This is a genomic window from Bacillus sp. JZ39, from assembly GCF_053903145.1.
The window spans coordinates 714014-733187 of the sequence record NZ_CP096389.1 but is presented as its reverse complement, the minus strand read 5'-3'; the positions used below and the strand labels follow the sequence as shown (position 1 = coordinate 733187).

Genomic DNA, 19174 nt, shown 5'->3' with positions numbered 1-19174 from the left:
TTTGGAAAACGCTTTCATTTTAAAGTAATATGTATTTCTCCTTTCGAAAGAAAATTCCTGCCGGTCTGTGAAAATTTCGACATGATGAGAGACGGCAGCAGCCTTATCTTTTCCTGTAACGCCGGATGGCCTTATCGATCAAATATCCGGCAATGGCTCCGAAAATGACATTGAATCCAAGCATTCCGAGCGCAGCCCCTTCCCAGCCGCGTACATACACGAGGCTGTACCAGATCGCAAACACACCAAGGACGATCAGCCCGGCCAACATCCATTCCGGCCGACTTTTGTCAGGAAATCTCATCCGCATCAAAACGGATACGCCAGCAAACAGACAAGCCGTCACAATCCCTGTCACAAATAATATTGGCCACACATCGCCTGCCCTCCCTTTTAGAAAAGACAAAAAAGCCCCCTGCAAAGGACGCTTATTCTGCCGTAATCTCTTTCTCAAACAAATGATATCCGGACGCATCAGCACCCATGAATTCATATCCCATACGCCGATAAAAGGAATGCAGGGCGTCGCTATCAGCGACACAGTCAAGCCGGATCCGCGTTTTTTCCGGAAAGTGTATGCCCGTCTCCGCCCACTGAAGGACGCGGGCTCCTAGCCCCTGTCCCGCAAACCGGCGGCTTACTGCGAGGCGATGCAAATAAATGGACTCCTCATGCCCATCGTCTCCCCAAAGCGTCCGGTCCCACTCGCTCGGTTCAGGCAGCAGCATCACGACAGCCGCAAGCTCATCATCTTTTTTAAACACAAACGCATGTCCCTTTTCAATTGACCCCGTAATATCATGTATATCTTGCCCTTTCAGAAGTCCGCTCCATTGGTTAGAACCCCGATCCCGGAGCCATTCAGCTGTTCGGACGAGCAACCCGGTAATCGATTCTGCATCCTCATAGACGGCCGGACACGCGTAAAATCCATCTGCAATCGTTTCGTTCTCAATCTTAAAAGCTGACATAAAGGCCTCCCAATCAAAAAGTAAGCTTGCACACACACCTTGATTATAATGCAGACCAAACTGCAAAAACAGACCATTTTCTCTGTATGTAAAAGGGTGTATGAAAGAGAGGCCAATCTGCCTATTAGAAAATCTTCTTTTTATCCCGTTCTTCTTTTAAAATTTCAACCGCTTCTCTGAAGCGCATAGAGTGTACGATTTCACGCTCTCGCAAAAAACGCAGGGAGTCGTTTAAATCAGGATCATCCGAAATATCAATCAGCCATTGATACGTCGCCCGCGCCTTTTCTTCTGCGGCAATATCTTCGTATAAATCGGCAATCGGATCGCCCTTCGCTTGGATATAGCTCGCGGTAAACGGCACGCCCGCCGCATTATGATAAAAAAGCGCGCTGTCGTGATTGACGTAATGATCGCCAAGCCCAGCTTCACGCAGCTGCTCCGGTGTGGCGTCTTTCGTCAACTTATAGACCATGGTCGCAATCATTTCCAAATGGGCAAACTCCTCCGTGCCGATATCTGTTAAAAGGCCGATGACCTTATCAGGAATCGTATAACGCTGGTTCAAATACCGGAGAGCTGCGGCCAGCTCGCCGTCCGCTCCGCCATACTGCTCAATCAAATACTTCGCCAGCGTCGGGTTGCACGTACTGACCTTGACAGGGTATTGCAGCTTCTTTTCATACACCCACATTCAGGCATTCCTCCTTATACTTGCCACGGCCATGGCCCTTTTCCCCAATCCCAATCCTTGCCCGCGGGGCTGTTGCCGAACTGCAGAAGCGGTCCGTAAGAGGATTCGAACTGTCTTTTTAAGTGCCTTGAATAGCCGGAATATTGATTGAATTGCTTCAGCGCATCTTCATCATGAGGATGTGTATTTAAATAAAGACTCAGCTCAACAAGCACAAAATCAGCAGCCTGTATTTGCTCAAGCTGACGATAATATTCGGCGTCAACCTTTTTTGCCATGTGCGTCTCCCCCTCGATAAGGGTTTTCATAAAAATCATAGAGATCCTTCCAAAGGGTGCCTTTCCTCAAAGCCTCCATCGGCGAAAACTGCTCCATGTGCTCAGGCTGAAAGGTCATATAAAGGTTAGGGGGCGTTCTGTAATATTTCTTCCCTATGGGCGGACAGGGATCAAAACGGCTGTGAAAGGGCGTATATGATTTGACAGGCGTAAACGGCTGCATATCCTTCATTCCGGCTCCTCCTTTCTCAAAAACAATGACCTTAATAGGTATGAGGCAGGAGGCATGATTATGACTAAAACACGACTTAGCTTTTTCAATAAGAAGACCTTCGGAAGCGCCGAAGGTCTTTCTAGACTATTTAGTCCAAAATGAGATCAGTGTTTCCAATATGCAGCATGAGCAGCCGCAAACTCTGACAGCGAACGAGGTTCTTTTCCCGTCACACGCTTCACTGTATCCGTTACCCGATGTTCCGCACCATGGCTGATTGCCTCATCAAGCTTCGCCATAAAATGGGCATAATCCGCGGGCAAACCTCCTGCCTCCATTTTATGCTGCAGCTCGGAACGAGAAATGCTGACATGCTCCACCCGGCGTCCCGCCGCAGCTCCAATGATCTCCGCCGCTTCGGCATAGCTCAGCGCCTCGGGACCTGTCAGAATATGATGTGTTTGATGAGGAACATCATCAATCAAAGCCCTGACGGCTGTTTCTGCGATGTCATCAGCGTCAATAAACCCAAGTTTTCCTTCACCCGAAGCCGTTGTGATGCGGCCCTCCGTTTGAATAGACATGCGATGCTGGACATTGATGAAATTTTGCATAAAGTATGAGGGCCGCAGCACCGTCCATTCAGGAAACTCGCGCACTGCCTGGTGAAGCGCGCCAAACACGGGACCGTTCTCGGAGACAACAGACGCACTTTGCATCACTACCCGCTTTGCGCCGAGACGCTTTGCTTCCTTTAAAAAGGGAAGCACATAGGGAGCCGGATCAAGTACACCGACCGGAGCAACAAGATAGATGTCTTTTACCTGTTCTAGAGCAGGCGTAAAACTGGAGGCATCCTTCCAATCAAAATACACATGCTCCGCACTTGCAAGCGCGCCCTTTTTTCGGCTTGCAATACGCACTCTGTATCCCAGCTTTATTAAACGGCTGGCGATTCGGCTGCCGACTGTGCCAGTCCCGCCCGTGATTAAAATCGGATTCTGTTTCATCATTTCCCACTCTCCTCTGTTTGCAAAAATGATCCTCCAAAGGCCTCTTTTACAACAAGCGGATTCCAATAATCCCTATAACGCACAATGCGGCCGTCTCTCATTTCGATGACACTGATATAGCTTTGGCGATAAGGCAGTCCAGTCTCAATCACATGGCCGTCACATTGAAACTCCGCAATCACCGTATTCGAGTCTGCTGAACGGTACACTGTCGGAGTGGTAAATGAAGAAAGATGGATCTGCTTAGGATAATCCTTAATATAGTTGTAAATGGCCGCTTTTCCTTCTATTCTTTTTGGTGATCCCTCCGGCGCATAAGGAAACTCAAATACAGCATTCTCATCCCAAAGCTCCATCCAGCTCTTCATGTCCTTCTCAAGCATATAAGCCATAAACTTTCTCAATGTTTCACATGCTTTTTCAAATTCATTCATCAACATTCATCATCACCTCTTTTTTTATTTTCAGACCATTCAGTCCGAAAAATACACACATGGGCAAAGCATTCTTTACCACATGTTAATCAAGCACTGATAAACTCACGTCAACATGGTCCTTAAGACGATCCATATCTGCCGTCACTTTTGCAATAAATGTCAGTGACAGCCTGCTCTGATTCAGGTACCGGGCGAGCGCAGATATATCATGATCTTCGCCATTCAATTCTCCTTGATCCTTCGCCCTTAAAAGCGCCTGATAAAAAGCGTCCTCAAGCTGCTTGGATTGTCTGTCAAAATACCGGGCAAGCTCAGGGTCATGCGGGATCTGTTCAATCGCACTGTTCATAATGTAGCACGCCTTCGCCCGTTCCGGATCCCTCAGGGCATTGACACCTTCCTGAAAAATATCACGAATGGCTTCCTTTACAGATCCTGGCGCTTCAAGCCTTTCCATAACTGCAGCGTTTTTCCCTTCAAGATACGATTTCACCGCGGACAAAAACAAATCACGCTTCGTGCCATACGTATCATACAAGCTCTGGCGCGCAATGCCTAAATGAGAGAGCAGACCCTGAAGAGACGTTCCTTCGTAGCCATACTCTCCAAAAACCTCTATCGCCCTGTGAAGAACAAGTGCCGTATCAAATTCTTTATTCCTCCCCAAAAAACGATCACCTCCTGAAACAAATGTTACCAGTTTCCAGACTGAACAGTCAAGAAAAAAGATAAAAAACACTCTTGATCTGCAAGAGTGTCCTCTTTATACCATCATCTTCTTTATTTATAACCGTCTTTTCCCCAGTGGCCCATATGGTGGTGATGGTGGCCATAATGACCATCATGATGGTGGTGATAATTATCCTTTCCAACATGGTGATGATGGTGATGAAGATTATCTTTTCCATCATGATGATGGTGATAATAGTGGTGATGGCCATCATTTTCATGGTGCATGTTCGGATAATTTACAGTTCCCGGAGAGCCTCCATAGCCGCCGCTTGGGTAACCGCCGGATCCTCCGTATCCTCCGTACGTTCCATATCCCGGATAGCCGCCAACACCTCCATGTATGCCGTGATCTGGGTAGCCTCCATACATGCCAAAGCCCGGGTGGCCTCCATACATGCCATAACCCGGGTGGCCAATACCAAAGCCCTGATAATGACCAAAACCAGGTCCGCCATACATATGTCTTGTATCAGTCATATTCACTCTCTCCTTCACATAGGTTACAGTCCAGAGTATGAGAATATCTTATAGATCGTATAGGCGGCCGCCTACAGACAGCTAAAACAATTTCCAGGACAAAAAAAGCAGGCCATAACAGCCTGCTCACTCCTTACTCACCTAAATCAACGTTATGATATACCTGTTGAACATCTTCCAAATCTTCTAATGCATCAATCAATTTTTCAAACTGTTCCTTTGCATCATCCGGAAGCGTTACTTCACTTTGCGCAAGCATTGTCAGCTCCGCTACTGTAAATTCCTCGACACCCGCGTTTTTAAACGCCTCTTGCACCGCATGGAATTGATCAGGCTCAGCATATACGATCACGCTGTCATCCTCTTCTAAAATGTCACGTACATCAACATCCGCTTCCATCAGGATTTCAAGCGCTTCGTCAGCAGTTTTGCCTTCCACACCGATTACAGCCGTCGCGTCAAACATGTAAGCAACAGATCCGCTCACACCCATGTTTCCGCCGTTTTTCCCGAACGCCGCACGCACTTCCGGCGCCGTACGGTTTACATTATTCGTCAGCGCATCAACGATAATCATTGATCCGTTCGGCCCGAAGCCCTCATAACGAAGCTCATCGTAATTCTCTTCCGCTCCGCCCTTCGCCTTCTCGATCGCACGTTCAATGATGTTTTTCGGCACGCTGTAAGTCTTCGCACGCTCAAGCACAACCTTCAGCGCCTGGTTGGATTCCGGATCAGGCTCGCCCTGTTTCGCCGCCACATAAATCTCACGGCCAAACTTCGCATAAATTCGACTCGTATTTGCGTCCTTAGACGCCTTCTTCTCTTTAATATTGTTCCACTTACGGCCCATGATGTTCCACTCTCTTTCATATATATCAATCTAAATACTGTTATTCACTTTATCCATTATACCTCAAATGGTTTGGTTGTTTCGAGTGTCTTGCGTTAGAAATAGAAGGAATGCCGCTGTGGAAAATGGAACGTCTTCCGTAAAGCAAGAAAAAGCCCTAGCTAAGGGCTTTCTTCTGATCACTAAGTTTGTAAGGGGAATGATCGATATACGTCGTATTTCGATCTGTTGTTTCCTTAAATCCGCCGGAGTTTGTCAGGAATGGAAACGACATGCTTCCGAAAACTAGAGTAACAGCCAGGCACATCATCACTTTTTTCTTAATAGGCATATAAACACTCTCCTTTTAGAATATCTTCTTGGGCTTTCAGCACTTTCCGATAAAACGCAGCGGCTTGTTCAAAGTGACAGCTGCTTTCAAAAACAGCGGCAGCACTCCGGGCACATGCTTCAATGTAAGCGTGCAGGTTCTTTTTTTCGAAATAGCTTAAAAGATCATGAATTTTTCGTTCGTCAACAGTCTCCTTGTACACGGCCTGCAAGAACAGAAACAATTCTTTATAAAATTTGTGAGAACGTGCTGTGATATGGTCTAATCCTTCCTCTATGAACTGAAACGCCTTCTGTGTTTGGCCCGCTTTACATAATGTCCAGCTTAATCCAAACAAGACTTTCGGAAGCAGATCAGGCACTTTCTCTCTGCTTACTTTCGCCGCTTTTTGGAAATGTTCTACAGCCATCTGATCGTCTCCTGATCTGTCATAGCTGTTTGCAATGTTCAATAGAGAAATGGCGATAAACCGATCGTTTTGAATGTCCGTTGCCAATTTGAGCGCCGTCTCTAAATGCGGGAGCGCTTTATCATAATGTTTGAAATCATCATAATTGCCGGCGATCACAAACAAGCTTTGTATCGTTCTAATGCTGTATAGGGGATTGTTTTGATAAATGTCTAAGGCTTGAAGAATATGATGCATCGACACATGGGTTTGCTTCATGTGATAATACGCTTCGGCCACTTTAAAATGGAATTCCGCTTTCTCAATTTCATCTGACACAAACGGCAGTTCTTTCTCCGCCTCGCGATAATACCCGATGGCTTCAACATATTCTTTTTGATCAAATTCATACATGCCGCGGAAAAACAAAGAGTAATATTTCAAAAGGCCTGTGAGTTTTTTCTGAGGGGTCTCAATCGTTTCAAGAAGCTCTGTCACTGTAGGGCGATTCCCGTATGTTTGTCCCGGCTCCAAATAATCAAGCATCAGCTGGTGACGAAAACACATCAGAGAATAATAGATCAGCAAATCCTGGTCTTCTTCCATCTGCTGAATGTCCTGCTCCACCTCCGCTTTCAGAACCTCAGCATCCGGAACACTGAACTGGCGAATCATTTTATACCATTCATTAATCTTAACACCAACACGCGAAGACGGTATGGCTTGACTCAACGGCTTCCCTCCTTCTCTATGAGATATGTCATATTCTATCAATCCCAAATTTTGAAAACAATACAGAAGGAAGAAATTGCTTTTTCATCCTGTCAATTTGTTTTTTTCATAAAAAAGAACCCTTTATGCAAGGGTCCCATGTCAATCTTATTTCAAATACGTATTCACCAGCTCGTAACAGCGCTCTTTCGTCTGTTTGGCAAGCTCTTCTGTTTGGACGACTCGGGATAATGAACCGCCGCCCTCCTCATCATATCGTTTCTGGGCCGCAGCATCCCTATCCTTCACCCATTGGCGCTGTTTCACTTTTAATGCCGCCATGTCTGAAGCAGGAAGCTGTTTTTGCAGCACGCCGTATATCTCGTTCAGCAATCCGTCCCACATTTGATAGTTGTAACCGTAATCCTCAATCATCTGATAATCACTTTGATAGTCATTGTGCTTTTCTTTCTGTTCTGTCGCTGACAATTTGGCAACATAATCTGCTTTTGTGCTTCCCGTTGTCTGCTCACTGCTCTGTGTATCCGCTGTATCGGGCGATGCGGTTTCCGCAGTCTTCTGAGCTGTCTCTTGCTCCGGGGCCTCAGTCTCGTTTTCATTATCACTTACCAGACTGGTATCCTTTGAGCTGATCGCTGCCTTTCTTTCCCCATTTGAACTTTTCACATTGAAAAGATAAGCTGTTCCGCCAGCAGCCTTCGATTCATAGGACTTCACAAATTCCGCCGTTTCACCGTTTCTAGACAGAATCGTTTTCGCTTCTTCTTTTGTCAGCTTGATATCATCCCCTTGAAGCGACTTACTGTCCCATTTGTTGATCTTCCAATCGCCATCTTCCTTCACCAATTCAAACGTCCATAACGTGCCCATATTGTTTAACTCTGTTGCCGGGTCTATTGATGAAGCCTCTATCTTATTCTTGTTCTGTTCATAAGTAAAACGCACATCGAAATCAGTGCCGGGGTGAAAAGGAGCATCACACTCGCAAAAGTACTCTCCGGCCAAATCCTTTAAGGTCTGATCTGCAAACGTTTCTGTTGCATAAGGCAGCACACTAGGCCGTAGCTTGTTGAAATCCGCCTTGTTTGCCGTGCTCCAGCCGTTTTCTTTTCCCGCTTTATCAAATGCATTAAAGATCGAATCAATATCGTTTTTCAAAGCTGATTTTACTTCCTGCTCCGTCAGCTTCGCAACGCTCGCCTTCTTCACGGCTTGCTTTTCTTGATCCTTATCAGAAGCTCCGCTATCAGAACACGCCGATAATAGGAATAAAATAGATAAAAGCAGCGCACCCAATTTATAACTCATTGTCTCTTCTCACCCTTCTGTTCTCTCATGGTAGCTTTCTCATTTTATAGGTCTTTTGTCGGTTTGTACATTTCATTTTTACAGACACTGAAAGGGACTGAAATGAATTCTTCTTTAGCATGCCACAATAAAAAAGAACTTCTCAATGGAAGTTCTCACTTATTTTTCTCATAGGATTGTTTGATCAATCCCATGATATATTCAATGTGTTCATCATCTTTTATGAAAATCTCATAGTCGCCATTTCCCCAGTGGCCGGTCTCAGAGACATCGCGCATTCTGTCCTCGGGATCATGCAATTCTCCCTTTTTCATATTCACCCACAGCTTAAGTCCGCTTTTTAAAAGAAGAATGTCAGTGAAATTTCGCTTATTTGATGTAAACGCAATATAAAGCTTTGTCGGTTTGATTGAAATATGATCGTCCAAATTAAAAATGAATTCCTTTAGCTGCTGATAAAGCTCTATGATGTCAAACGGTTTATCTGCAAGATGATCCTCTTCAGAAAACACTTTAATTTCTTTGCTGACCTCTTGAATGGTCTCACTTTGCTGCGAAATGGTCTTAATCGACTCGGAGACGCCATCAGCCTTCATTTGATTCAACTGGATCAGATCATTTTCGTACCTTTTAATCTCCCACAATTCAATTGGCAGATCTTTAAAATGGATCGATTGCTTTTGATACACTGTAAATACAGGTGAGATAAAAATGACCTTCGACTGCGACCAGTCTACATCATCCCGCTTTAACGGAAGATCATGATTTTCATTGTACTCAAGAATGAAATCTGCTTTATGATTGAGCATTGCCGCTAAGTAGGCGTAGCCCTGATCAACAACACTGAAGTTTTTCGTATTTTTATACTCGATAATCACAAAAGATTTCGTCTCAGCATCAAACGCTAACGTATCAATGCGGAAATTACTGATTCTGAATTCAGATTTCACAAACCCTAGCCCCAACATTTGCTGAAGATTGGCTTCACATAAATCCTGAATCTCTTTTTCTTTTTTAAACGGTTTCTCGCGAATATCTTCGATTTGATTTTGATTGTTTACTTTATAGAGATACATGCTGGACCCCTTTTATTTTACTAGTTCCATTAAGGTTTCTAAGGATAGACTCGAAACCGGATTTTGCGTTTTTGTTTTCAGCGTACCGCCAATCAAATAAGAATAGTCTCGGCACTCTGCCAATTGAAACCGGACTCTATCGTTCGTTTTAGTGATTTTGGCTGGTTCATCAGATTCCCAAGCGTCAACGATCTTGTAAACATTTAAAATCACACCGCTCCGAACAACAATTGCCCGTTTACATTCCTTTGCTCTGGACAATTTCATATCCCAGTTCCCGCAAGCGCGGTTCGTTAGCGTGTCACCTTTTTGAATATCCTTGATCTTTATGATTAAGAAGTCTTTATCCAAATGAGCTCTTCCCCTTTTTATTGATCTATCATCATCTTATCAAAACCATGCACTTAGACACATGCCAAATGACTCATTTTTCCACCAAAACACGTTCTCACCCCCACCCTCATCCCGCCCCGTGGTAAAATTTTGATATTGAGTGAACAAAAGAAGGGAAATGGTCATGAAAGTATTTGAAGCGAAAACACTGCTTTCGGAAGCGACAGACCGTGCAAAAGAGTACAAAGAACTAAGAACGCAAATGGTCAACTTGAGAAAAGCGTTAAAAAGTGTCGCTGATCTCAGTGACAGCGAATTTTCAGGAAAAGGCGCCAGCAACATCAAAGCCTTCTATCACGACCACGTCGGCGTCACCGACCAATGGATCGACTACATCGACATGAAAATCGCATTTTTCAACAGCATCGCCGGAGCCGCCGAAGACAAAGGCCTCTCAGACGCATACATCGAAGAGTCCTTCCTGGAGCACGAACTGGCAAATGCCCATAAAAAATCAAAATCCATCATGTCCGAACAGAAAAAAGCGATGAAAGACATCCTGAACGATATCGACGACATCCTCCCGCTCGACCTGTTTTCAACAGAAACCTTCAAAGACGAGCTGGCCGATGCCAACGATAAACGCAAAAAAACACTGGAAAAATTGGACGCCTTGGACGAAGACCTGCAGACTGAATACGCCCTGTCAGAACCAAACGAACAATTCATCAAATCCGACTTCCAAAAGCTCCAAGAAGCAACGGGCAAAGGCAAAAACGCCACACCCATCCACTACAACGCCAAGGCGTACCGTGAGAGTGACATACATAAGAAAAAGGGCGACATTGAAAAGCGGACTGAGGCTTACTTGAAGATTAAGAAAGAGGAAGCGAAGAAACGCGAGATTGAAAAGCTGAAAGAAAGACTGAAAAACTATGATTATGCGGATGCCGATGAATTCTACTCAATGGCAAAGACGATTGGCTATGAAAATCTGACAGCAGAACAGCAGAGATACTTCACCCAAATTGAAAACACGCGTGAGCTTGAAGCAGGCTTCAAAGGGGTTGCCGTCGGCCTTTATGATTCCGGAAAAGACGCGGTAGTAGGCCTATGGGATATGGTCACAGATCCGGGCGGAACTGTTGAAGCGATTACAGGAGCTGTGGCTCACCCGATCAAAACGTATGAAGCCATTTCAGCAGCAATCGAAGAATCGTATCAAAAAGACATGGTGAATGGCGACACCTACTCAAGAGCAAGATGGGTGTCATATGCGGTTGGCACGGTTGTCACATCAATTGTCGGCACAAAAGGTGTTGGCGCCGTCTCTAAAACAGGCACAGCTGCCAAAGTGACGACCAAAGTCAAAACAGCAGCAAGCAAATCAGCAACAGCCCAAAAAGCCATAACGGTCTCAAAACAAACCGTTGATCACGTCAAACAAAAAGTAAACAAAGGCATAGAAGTATCAAAAAAACACGTCAAAACCAAGTTAAATCAAATCGGAGATCTCACACTTGCGGATATTCTCCCCTATCATCCCCGTCACGATTTAGTGCCGGCAGGCGTTCCTTACAACGCAGTCAACGGGGTCACACTTAAAGAGGGACTGCAAAAATTCGCCAAGGTCATCCTTCCGAAACCATACGGAACGTCATCAAGCGGAAGAAGAACTCCAGCGCCACATGTACCGCCGGTAACCGTCAAATACGGCGAACATTATGCGAAATGGAGCAGAAAGAAAGTATTGAAACCGAATGTCGAATATAAAACAAAAGAGGGCTACACATACAATACAGACAACTATGGTAGAATTACAAAAGTTGAAGCTGATTTACAATTAGGAGAAGCAAAACGAAATCAATATGCGCAATCAAACGCTGGTAAGCCTCAAGATCGATTACCTGATGACGATGGCGGGCATTTGATAGGATCACAATTCAGAGGTTCTGGAGAACTAGATAACTTAGTTGCTCAAAATAGCCAAATTAACCGTTCTGGCGGAGAATGGTACAAAATGGAGACCGAATGGGCGGCGGCTCTAAAAGAGGAACCACCGAGGAAAGTCTCAGTAAGAATTCGACCGAAATATTTAGGAGACTCTCTAAGACCAGACTCTTTTGAGGTTATTTACAGAATTGAAGGCAAAGGATTATTTAAGAAATTTATAAAAAATCAAGCTGGAGGTTGATTCTTGTTGGAAAATGAATTAAATGCATTATATAGAAGCATCGCTGAAACCGTTAACGAAATGATACCAGAACCATGGGAGAAATTTTTGTTCTATGCTCAGGTTTCAGAGACAGGCGGAGGCACTTACTTTTTTTATAATTCTCAAAATGAACCTAATCATTTTAAGTACAGTCTTGAAATTCCGTTTCAATTTGATATTGACGAAAATGAATTCGATCAGTATGAGATGGAATTATTTAAACTAAGCGAAAAAATGAGAGATGTTTTCAAAAATCATGATCAAGAATTATTTTATTCCTTCACTCTTAGCCTAGAGAGATCAGGAAAATTAACTGTCAACTTTGATTATACAGATTGGTTTAAGACTGATTATAGTTTCAGTGATCAGCTCATCATCTGGAAATTTAAATATTTAGGGGAAGAACCTAAGGATCCATCATTACAAAAATTAATTAAAAAATATTTAGAAGAATATCCTGAAAATCCAATTTAATAAAGTTGGGTTAATGATGTTAGAAAGCACTTATCTACAAATAACTGATGTCATAGGAAAAATAATTCCTGCTGATTGGAGTAAAATTGTTCTTTATGCCGAAATACTAGACGGCTCCAGAGAAGTGTATTTTTTCTTTCAAACACCAGAAAACGATGAATATATATACTCTCACGACATTCCAGAACAATTTCAAGTCAGTAAAAAGATTTATACCGAACTATTAATAGATCTTCAAGAGTTATTTAAACAGTTACACAATGAGTTTAAAGAAAATAATCCTGAAGCATGGACAAATTTGACACTGAATCTTGAAAGCAATGGAACGTTCTCAATTGATTATGATTATGAAGATGTTATTGAATCTACTTTGGACGAATACCAAAGACAAATGATTTGGGAGTACAATAACTTGGGTATTTTCCCTGAAGACGAAGAGGATAAAGAATTTGTTAAGGATTATTTAAATATTAAATAATGCCATCAACAATTCAAAGTTAAAGGTTAATTTAATGGAAACTGTAAAAATAGGTGAACTATATCAAAAGATTGCTGAATATCTAAATGAAATGACCCATCTCAATGGGAAAAGATAGTTTTATATGCTGAAATACTTGATGACTCAGCAGATATATACTTTTATTTTACAACATCAAATAATAGTGATTATTTTTATATTCTCATAATATACCTGAACAATTTAATGTAAGCGAAGAGAGTTACGATCAACTGCTAATTGAACTTCAAGAGATATTTGAAGAACTAAAAGAAGAATTTAAACTAGGCAACCAAGATATTTGGACAAATCTCACTTTAAAATTAGAAAACACCGGAAAGATTTCAATTGATTATAATTATGATGATGTTTTATCGTCTGAACTTGATGACCTTCAAAGACGAGATGTTTGGAAATATCAAAATTTAGGGATATTGCCTAAAGATGAGGACGATAAAGAATTTGTAATAAACTACTTCGGTCTATAAATCAAAAAAATGGCTCAGCCCTTCTCTGCTGGGCTATTTTTGATAACTAAGATTTCTCAACGATTGAAGGTGAAAAGATTGGAAACTAAAAAAATGCAAGATTTGTATCAGCTTATTAGTCAGAAATTAAATGACATCATACCTTGTGAATGGACAAAAATTTATCTTTATACAGAAGTATTAAATGACTCTATCATGGTTCTCTTTCACTTCAAGACACCAGAAAAACATCAACTTATTTATTCACAAGATATACCTGCCCAATACAACGTAAGTAAAGATGTCTTCAAAACTTTATTAAGAGAAATCCGAGAACTTTTTGAGGAATTAAGAGTTGAGCACAAAAATAATATTGATCAGGTTTGGACTAACCTTACATTGACATTGGAGAGCAATGGTCAATTACAACTAGATTATAATGATGACGATATTTTGGCAACTGAGTTAGATGGGTATCAAAGAATTGCATTATGGGAGTACAAAACTCTTGGTATTTTGCCTAAAGACGAGGATGATAAAGAATTTTTAATTAGCTACCTAAATCTAAATTTGAAATAGTTCTTGAAAACTGGAGGTTAGCATGGAAACAGAAAAATGGGTGAATTATATCAACAGATAGCAGAAGCATTAACGAAATCATTCCTTCCAAATGGGAAAAAGTCATTCTTTATGCAGAAATACTCGACGATTCTTCTGAGGTTTTCTTTTATTTCAATCCTCCGCAAAGTGAGGATTATATCTATTCTCATAATATCCATGAACATTTTCATGTTAGTGAGGACATTTATGATGATTTATTATTACAATTACTTGACTCATTTGAGGAATTACAAGATGAGTTCAAAGAAAATAACCAAGATGTCTGGACGAACTTGACACTTCAGCCAGAGATAAACGAAAAGTTATCAATAGAATACGATTACGAGGATGTTTTACATTCTCAATACACAATCTCTCAACGGAAACAAATTTGGGTTTATGAACACTTAGGGATCTATTCTAAATGAGGAGTCTGCAAAAACTTTTTTAGAACAGTAACTACAGTCTTAAAATTGTTTTAAATACATCGATCCCATTCCTAAAGCAAAGAGAATAACATAATAACCAATTTAGTTATTCTAATAAGACTTAAACTACTGAAAACGAAAAGCTGTAAATAATACTTCTCTTTAAATATTTCCTTCCATACTACTAACATTCTCCCCTACCCAGTGTTGAATAATTGAAATTAATATAGTTCCTTTTTTATAGGGATCGTTCTCTACTTTTTAAAATCTTATAAATTACTATTATAAGCCCCTATAAACAGAGAATTATTCTTCTATTCAACAATCTTCTTTATCGGTTATACCTGGTCTTTTTTTAAATAATAGAGTTTTTTTATACATTTCATTTAATTTTAACTGTTTTTCTTTGCTTATTTTAGTTGATATAAATGACATGAGTGTAACTACAATTGTTAATGTAACTCCCAATAACAACGTGATAAAGGAAATATCGTTATCAAATAATAAATTAACTTGATTATCCTTTGTGTAAATTAGAGCGAAACTTAAACCAATAGTTACTGTCATTGCCATAACTGATGTTGGTACAAATAAAGATAATTTATTAGTATTTATGTATGTATTTCGTCCCACTTTCTTTTCTTCTTTCTTTTTAAAATCTTCTCTTTCAATTTTTATTATCATCTTCTCTAGACTCTCTGATATACTAATTTTTTTATCAATAGCTATAAAGTTAGTATCAAAAACTTCTCTTATAAGATCCTCAAGATTTTCCTTTATACTATTCATATCTTGTAGTTTAACATTATATTTTCTAGATAATGACGATAATAATGAATTGAGTATCTTTAAGGAGGGAAGCTCTCCTTCTGAAATGGAGAGTATTAATAAGCTTATCATTTCCTTATTACTTTGATGTACTTTTTTTAAGTAGTCTTTTTTACTTATTTTATTAAAAATAAAATTAGTCATAAAAAATACAAATAAACCACTTATTATTCCACCTCCAATACCAACAAACCATGGATTTTCCCACATATTAACACACCCTTACTACCGATAATATCTTACCATTTTTTCTTCTATATTAAAGTCTAATTGAACAGTATAGCTAATGAATTAGCTTTTCAATACGTATAAAGAAGTCTTAAATGCTTTTAAGACTTCTTTATATAAGTTATATGTCAAAATGTAGTTGTATTTATTTAATGTTAGAAGCTGAAGGCTTATCATAAATTGCGTCAATAACAAAAACATCTATAAATTTACCTAACTCTTCACTTAATTTCTTTGCTTCTCCTTTAAGACCACTAATTTTTTTGTACTCTTCTTCTTTTTGTACAATTACAACATAGTAGCCAATTTGAATATCTTCACTATCTAGATACTGGGGTAATTGATTTAGCAAACCTTGTTTTAATTTAGAACTACTTGCCCTTTTTACCTCAATTAATACTCTATCTTGGTGTCCATTTGAAAATTTGAAGTCTACAGGGCCTCTTCCTTGATTGACTTCCCTAGAAAAATCAATATTATTCGCCTTACAGTGTTCCTTAACTAATCCAAAGAATAATAATTGAGAAGCTTCTTCTCTTTTTGGTGTTAGAGGTGTTTCATTCCACAATAGTTTATAACCTGAATTGTTAATTATAAACGAATTGAAGCTTTCGATAAGTAATTTAACTAAGGCAGCTAATTCAACATGATCGTTAGGAATTGGCAGTTCTATAGGTTTCATTTGTTGAATTTTTTGAGATTGTTCATACCATTTATAAATTCCACTTGGATCCTTATCTATATCGTAGGGTAATGAAACTTTACTTTCTACATAATTCACATACCTTTCCAAAAAGTCAACCCTATTTGAAGCAACCTTAATAATGTCTTCTTTATTTATTTTACTTTTGATTTCAAAATTAAAATCAGTTCTCAAGGTTTCATTTTCATTCGACCAAGCCCAATCAAGGAACCCATCTGCGTTAATACTAGGAAGCTCTCTTAAAATACTTTCAGGTACTAATAAAATGGGTTTGTTATTAGTTGGATTTAAAGGAAGAGAAACAATATTATGTTCCCATCTCTTAAATTCAAAATTAAATCTTGAATTTTTAACCCTAAATTGCTTAAGTGGTATGACATGTTTAGCGCAAATATCTTGAGTAAACGCAATCAATTCTTCTTTAATAATATTTGCACAAATATCGCTTATTCTATCACGTCCAATACCTTTCTCGAGTATCCCAATTTCTTCAAAATGATTAATCTCTTTAATTCCAACTCTAATAGATTTTATTAGTGCTGCAGCTATAGAGTGAGAAAAACCCTCACCACCACCTGAACCCCCAGTACTTTTATTGGTATAACCTAGACAAATTTCCTCAACCTCTGGAAAAGTAAGCATTGATATTAATTTTTTGTAATATAAGCTTGAAGGCACTCCACTACTCTTTGCCGCCAATATAAATGCCTCATTAAAAAAATGAATTACTTTAGAATGTGCATTTTTAAAGTGTTCTTCTGAAGAACTAAATAGCAGAAAAGGATCAATAAATAATTTAGTGTCCACATCTAAAATAGGATCAAACCATATTTCATCTTGACTCTTTATTACACTATACAGTTCAGAAAAAAGCATTTGTTAACTCCCTTACAAAAGTAATATAATTCCTAAATTCATCATACCACAAAAATCTGTATAATCTGACATAAATAGTTATAGTGTTGCAGAACGAATTAACCATTAGTTCCTATTGTTTGTTCTATGGATAAAATAGTATTATGTTCTAATTAATAACCGCAGCCCTCGTTCTCTCTGCACCTCATTTTTTAAACTTAACTTCTACATCTATTATTAATGAACATAACTTTGAAAGGATAGGCTATGTACTTGCTAAGATCGGGGAGCTGTTAAAAATCGGTGGCTCATCAGGGGTTATTCAAGAAAGTTTAAGTTCACTGAAAAGCTGGTTCAGGAACAAATTTAATTTAAGGAGGACGCAGTAAAAAGTTCATTAACGAGGAGATATCTAAACCTGATTATAAAGTAGCGATAAAAAAGAGGATGGCAGAAAGTTACGAAACAAGTGAAATTTCTGCCATCATAGAACAACTTAAAAGTTTTTACAGTTCAATAAGTTAGCATCCAAATGCCATTTACATTTTATTGATAAACTCAGCAATAGCAAACAAAGATGTTAAGATCTACTATAAATTTGTACAGGTTGAGGGGTTATAATTCCCTCAATCATTTTTTAAAACTAACTTTGATACACACTCCACATGATTCGTATGCGGAAACATATCCACAGGCTGCACTTCGCGCGTCGCATACCCGCCATCCTCAAGCACCCGCAGGTCTCTCGCAAGCGTGCCAGGATTACAGGACACATACACCACCCGCTTAGGCTTCATCTCCACAATCGTCCGCAGGAGGGCTTCGTCGCAGCCTTTTCTTGGCGGGTCGACGACTAGCGTATCAGCCGTGATGCCTTCTTCATACCATTTTGGAATCACGGTTTCCGCTTCACCGACCGCGAACTCAGCGTTTGTGATGCCGTTTAATGCTGCGTTTCGTTTCGCATCCTCAATCGCTTCCGGCACAATCTCTACACCGTACACTTTTTTCGCCTGCTTCGCCAGGAAGAGAGAAATCGTGCCGATGCCGCAGTAGGCGTCGATGACGGTTTCTTCCCCTTGAAGCTCCGCGTACTCCAGCGCTTTGTCGTAGAGCACTTTTGTTTGCTCCGGGTTAACCTGATAAAACGATCTGGCGGAGATGGCGAATTTGACGTCTCCGATGAGGTCGTAGATGTATTCTTCACCCCAGATGACGTTTGTTTCATTTCCGAAGATGACGTTTGTTTTGTTTGGGTTGATGTTTTGCACAATTGATTTGACGTGCGGGAACGCTGCTGTGATGTCTTCGATGATCTTCGCTTTGTGCGGGAAGTCGTTCGTTCTTGTGATGAAGACGATCATCATTTCGCCCGTCACGACGCCGTATCTGACCATGATGTGGCGGAGCCAGCCTTTGTGGCGTTCTTCGTTGTAGGCTTTGACACCGTATGTGGCACAAATGTCTTTGACGGCTTGGACGGCTTCGTCGTTTTTGGATTGCTGGATCAGGCAGGCGCTCATGTCGATGATGTCATGGCTTCTTTGCTGATAGAATCCCGCGACGAGTCCGCCTTCCCGTTCTCCTACCGGCACCTGTGCTTTGTTTCTGTAGTTCCACGGGTCTTCCATGCCGAGTGTCGGGTGCACGGTGACTTTTGAAAGGTCCAGCTTGCCGATGCGTTCTAAGACGTCTTTGACTTGTTTCTGTTTAAACAGGAGCTGGCCTTCGTAGGTCATGTGCTGAAGCTGACAGCCTCCGCATTGCTTGTAAATCGGGCATGGGGCGTCCGTTCTATGCGGGCTTTCTTCCTTCAGCTCAATCAGACGGCCGAAGGCGAACCCTTTTTTGACGCGTGTCACTTTGATCTGGGCTTTTTCCTCCGGAAGGGCGTTCGGCACGAAGATCGGAAAGCCTTGGACCTTTGCGACACCCGCTCCTTCGTGCGTCAAATCCTCAAATGTCACGTCATAGTATTCGTTTTTTTCTACTGGGGGTTTCATTTTCATGTATGTTCACCTCTTGTTTTAAGCGAAAGAAAAA

The 19174-nt window shown here is 40.9% G+C and carries 22 protein-coding genes and 2 pseudogenes; 6 read left to right on the top strand and 18 right to left on the bottom strand.

All coding sequences use genetic code 11. From position 1 onward, the window contains the following. Positions 1–103: 103 nt before the first annotated feature. The 15 genes from M1D65_RS03780 to M1D65_RS03710 form a co-directional block, all read right to left on the bottom strand. The gene (locus M1D65_RS03780) at positions 104–406 is read right to left on the bottom strand and encodes a YesK-like family protein (RefSeq protein WP_029878379.1); all 303 of its coding nucleotides are present in this window, start codon (positions 404–406) and stop codon (positions 104–106) included. Between the two features lie 22 nt (positions 407–428). Then, a complete protein-coding gene (locus M1D65_RS03775) occupies positions 429–971 on the bottom strand; it encodes a GNAT family N-acetyltransferase (protein ID WP_064671876.1) in 543 nt (180 codons plus the stop codon). Positions 972–1095: 124 nt separating this feature from the next. After that, positions 1096–1665 carry a spore coat protein CotJC gene (cotJC, locus tag M1D65_RS03770; RefSeq protein ID WP_003233850.1) on the bottom strand — a complete coding sequence of 190 codons (570 nt, stop codon included), beginning with the start codon at positions 1663–1665 and terminating at the stop codon, positions 1096–1098. A gap of 14 nt (positions 1666–1679) precedes the next feature. After that, on the bottom strand, positions 1680–1943 hold the full coding sequence (cotJB, locus tag M1D65_RS03765; protein WP_003219491.1) for a spore coat protein CotJB: 264 nt from the start codon (positions 1941–1943) through the stop codon (positions 1680–1682). Then, a complete protein-coding gene (gene cotJA / locus M1D65_RS03760) occupies positions 1927–2175 on the bottom strand; it encodes a spore coat-associated protein CotJA (protein WP_003219489.1) in 249 nt (82 codons plus the stop codon). The genes cotJB and cotJA overlap by 17 nt, the downstream gene beginning before the upstream one ends. Before the next feature lie 146 nt (positions 2176–2321). Further along, positions 2322–3170 carry an NmrA family NAD(P)-binding protein gene (locus M1D65_RS03755; RefSeq protein WP_021481271.1) on the bottom strand — a complete coding sequence of 283 codons (849 nt, stop codon included), beginning with the start codon at positions 3168–3170 and terminating at the stop codon, positions 2322–2324. Beyond that, positions 3167–3610, bottom strand: a complete 444-nt coding sequence (locus M1D65_RS03750; protein WP_038828344.1) for a nuclear transport factor 2 family protein — start codon at positions 3608–3610, stop codon at positions 3167–3169. The genes M1D65_RS03755 and M1D65_RS03750 overlap by 4 nt, the downstream gene beginning before the upstream one ends. A gap of 79 nt (positions 3611–3689) precedes the next feature. Continuing rightward, entirely contained in the window at positions 3690–4274 is a 585-nt protein-coding gene (locus tag M1D65_RS03745; RefSeq protein ID WP_064671875.1) for a TetR/AcrR family transcriptional regulator, read from the bottom strand. 113 nt (positions 4275–4387) lie between these two features. Continuing rightward, positions 4388–4816 carry a hypothetical protein gene (locus tag M1D65_RS03740; RefSeq protein ID WP_064671874.1) on the bottom strand — a complete coding sequence of 143 codons (429 nt, stop codon included), beginning with the start codon at positions 4814–4816 and terminating at the stop codon, positions 4388–4390. Between the two features lie 133 nt (positions 4817–4949). After that, complete coding sequence (locus M1D65_RS03735; protein ID WP_003233863.1) at positions 4950–5669, bottom strand: YebC/PmpR family DNA-binding transcriptional regulator; 720 nt, start codon at positions 5667–5669, stop codon at positions 4950–4952. Between the two features lie 157 nt (positions 5670–5826). Further along, complete coding sequence (gene phrH / locus M1D65_RS03730; protein ID WP_038828348.1) at positions 5827–6000, bottom strand: phosphatase RapH inhibitor PhrH; 174 nt, start codon at positions 5998–6000, stop codon at positions 5827–5829. Further along, entirely contained in the window at positions 5990–7120 is a 1131-nt protein-coding gene (gene rapH, locus M1D65_RS03725) for a response regulator aspartate phosphatase RapH (protein ID WP_064671873.1), read from the bottom strand. The genes phrH and rapH overlap by 11 nt, the downstream gene beginning before the upstream one ends. Before the next feature lie 147 nt (positions 7121–7267). Continuing rightward, positions 7268–8428: a lysozyme inhibitor LprI family protein gene (locus tag M1D65_RS03720; protein ID WP_064671872.1), complete on the bottom strand. Its 1161-nt coding sequence runs from the start codon at positions 8426–8428 to the stop codon at positions 7268–7270. A 155-nt stretch (positions 8429–8583) separates the two neighbouring features. Beyond that, positions 8584–9504, bottom strand: coding sequence for a DUF5655 domain-containing protein (locus tag M1D65_RS03715; RefSeq protein WP_064671871.1), 921 nt, complete (start codon positions 9502–9504; stop codon positions 8584–8586). Between the two features lie 12 nt (positions 9505–9516). Continuing rightward, complete coding sequence (locus M1D65_RS03710; protein WP_456270779.1) at positions 9517–9855, bottom strand: hypothetical protein; 339 nt, start codon at positions 9853–9855, stop codon at positions 9517–9519. Positions 9856–10021: 166 nt separating this feature from the next. Here M1D65_RS03710 and M1D65_RS03705 point away from each other — a divergent pair, with 166 nt between their 5' ends. From M1D65_RS03705 to M1D65_RS03680, 6 genes and pseudogenes are all read left to right on the top strand, one after another. Beyond that, a complete protein-coding gene (locus M1D65_RS03705; RefSeq protein WP_456270778.1) occupies positions 10022–12031 on the top strand; it encodes a T7SS effector LXG polymorphic toxin in 2010 nt (669 codons plus the stop codon). 6 nt (positions 12032–12037) lie between these two features. Continuing rightward, positions 12038–12526, top strand: a complete 489-nt coding sequence (locus M1D65_RS03700; RefSeq protein ID WP_064671935.1) for an immunity protein YezG family protein — start codon at positions 12038–12040, stop codon at positions 12524–12526. A 16-nt stretch (positions 12527–12542) separates the two neighbouring features. Next, a complete protein-coding gene (locus M1D65_RS03695; protein ID WP_064671869.1) occupies positions 12543–13004 on the top strand; it encodes an antitoxin YezG family protein in 462 nt (153 codons plus the stop codon). 34 nt (positions 13005–13038) lie between these two features. After that, a pseudogene (locus M1D65_RS03690) lies at positions 13039–13510 on the top strand (antitoxin YezG family protein). Positions 13511–13603: 93 nt separating this feature from the next. After that, positions 13604–14068, top strand: coding sequence for a TIGR01741 family protein (locus tag M1D65_RS03685; protein ID WP_080474521.1), 465 nt, complete (start codon positions 13604–13606; stop codon positions 14066–14068). Between the two features lie 36 nt (positions 14069–14104). Then, a pseudogene (locus M1D65_RS03680) lies at positions 14105–14548 on the top strand (immunity protein YezG family protein). A 287-nt stretch (positions 14549–14835) separates the two neighbouring features. Here the strand turns inward: M1D65_RS03680 and M1D65_RS03675 are convergent. The 3 genes from M1D65_RS03675 to rlmD form a co-directional block, all read right to left on the bottom strand. Continuing rightward, positions 14836–15555, bottom strand: a complete 720-nt coding sequence (locus M1D65_RS03675) for a hypothetical protein (protein WP_064671866.1) — start codon at positions 15553–15555, stop codon at positions 14836–14838. Positions 15556–15718: 163 nt separating this feature from the next. Beyond that, positions 15719–17152 carry a hypothetical protein gene (locus M1D65_RS03670; protein ID WP_064671865.1) on the bottom strand — a complete coding sequence of 478 codons (1434 nt, stop codon included), beginning with the start codon at positions 17150–17152 and terminating at the stop codon, positions 15719–15721. A 605-nt stretch (positions 17153–17757) separates the two neighbouring features. Then, positions 17758–19140, bottom strand: coding sequence for a 23S rRNA (uracil(1939)-C(5))-methyltransferase RlmD (gene rlmD, locus M1D65_RS03665; RefSeq protein WP_456270777.1), 1383 nt, complete (start codon positions 19138–19140; stop codon positions 17758–17760). Positions 19141–19174 lie beyond the last annotated feature (34 nt).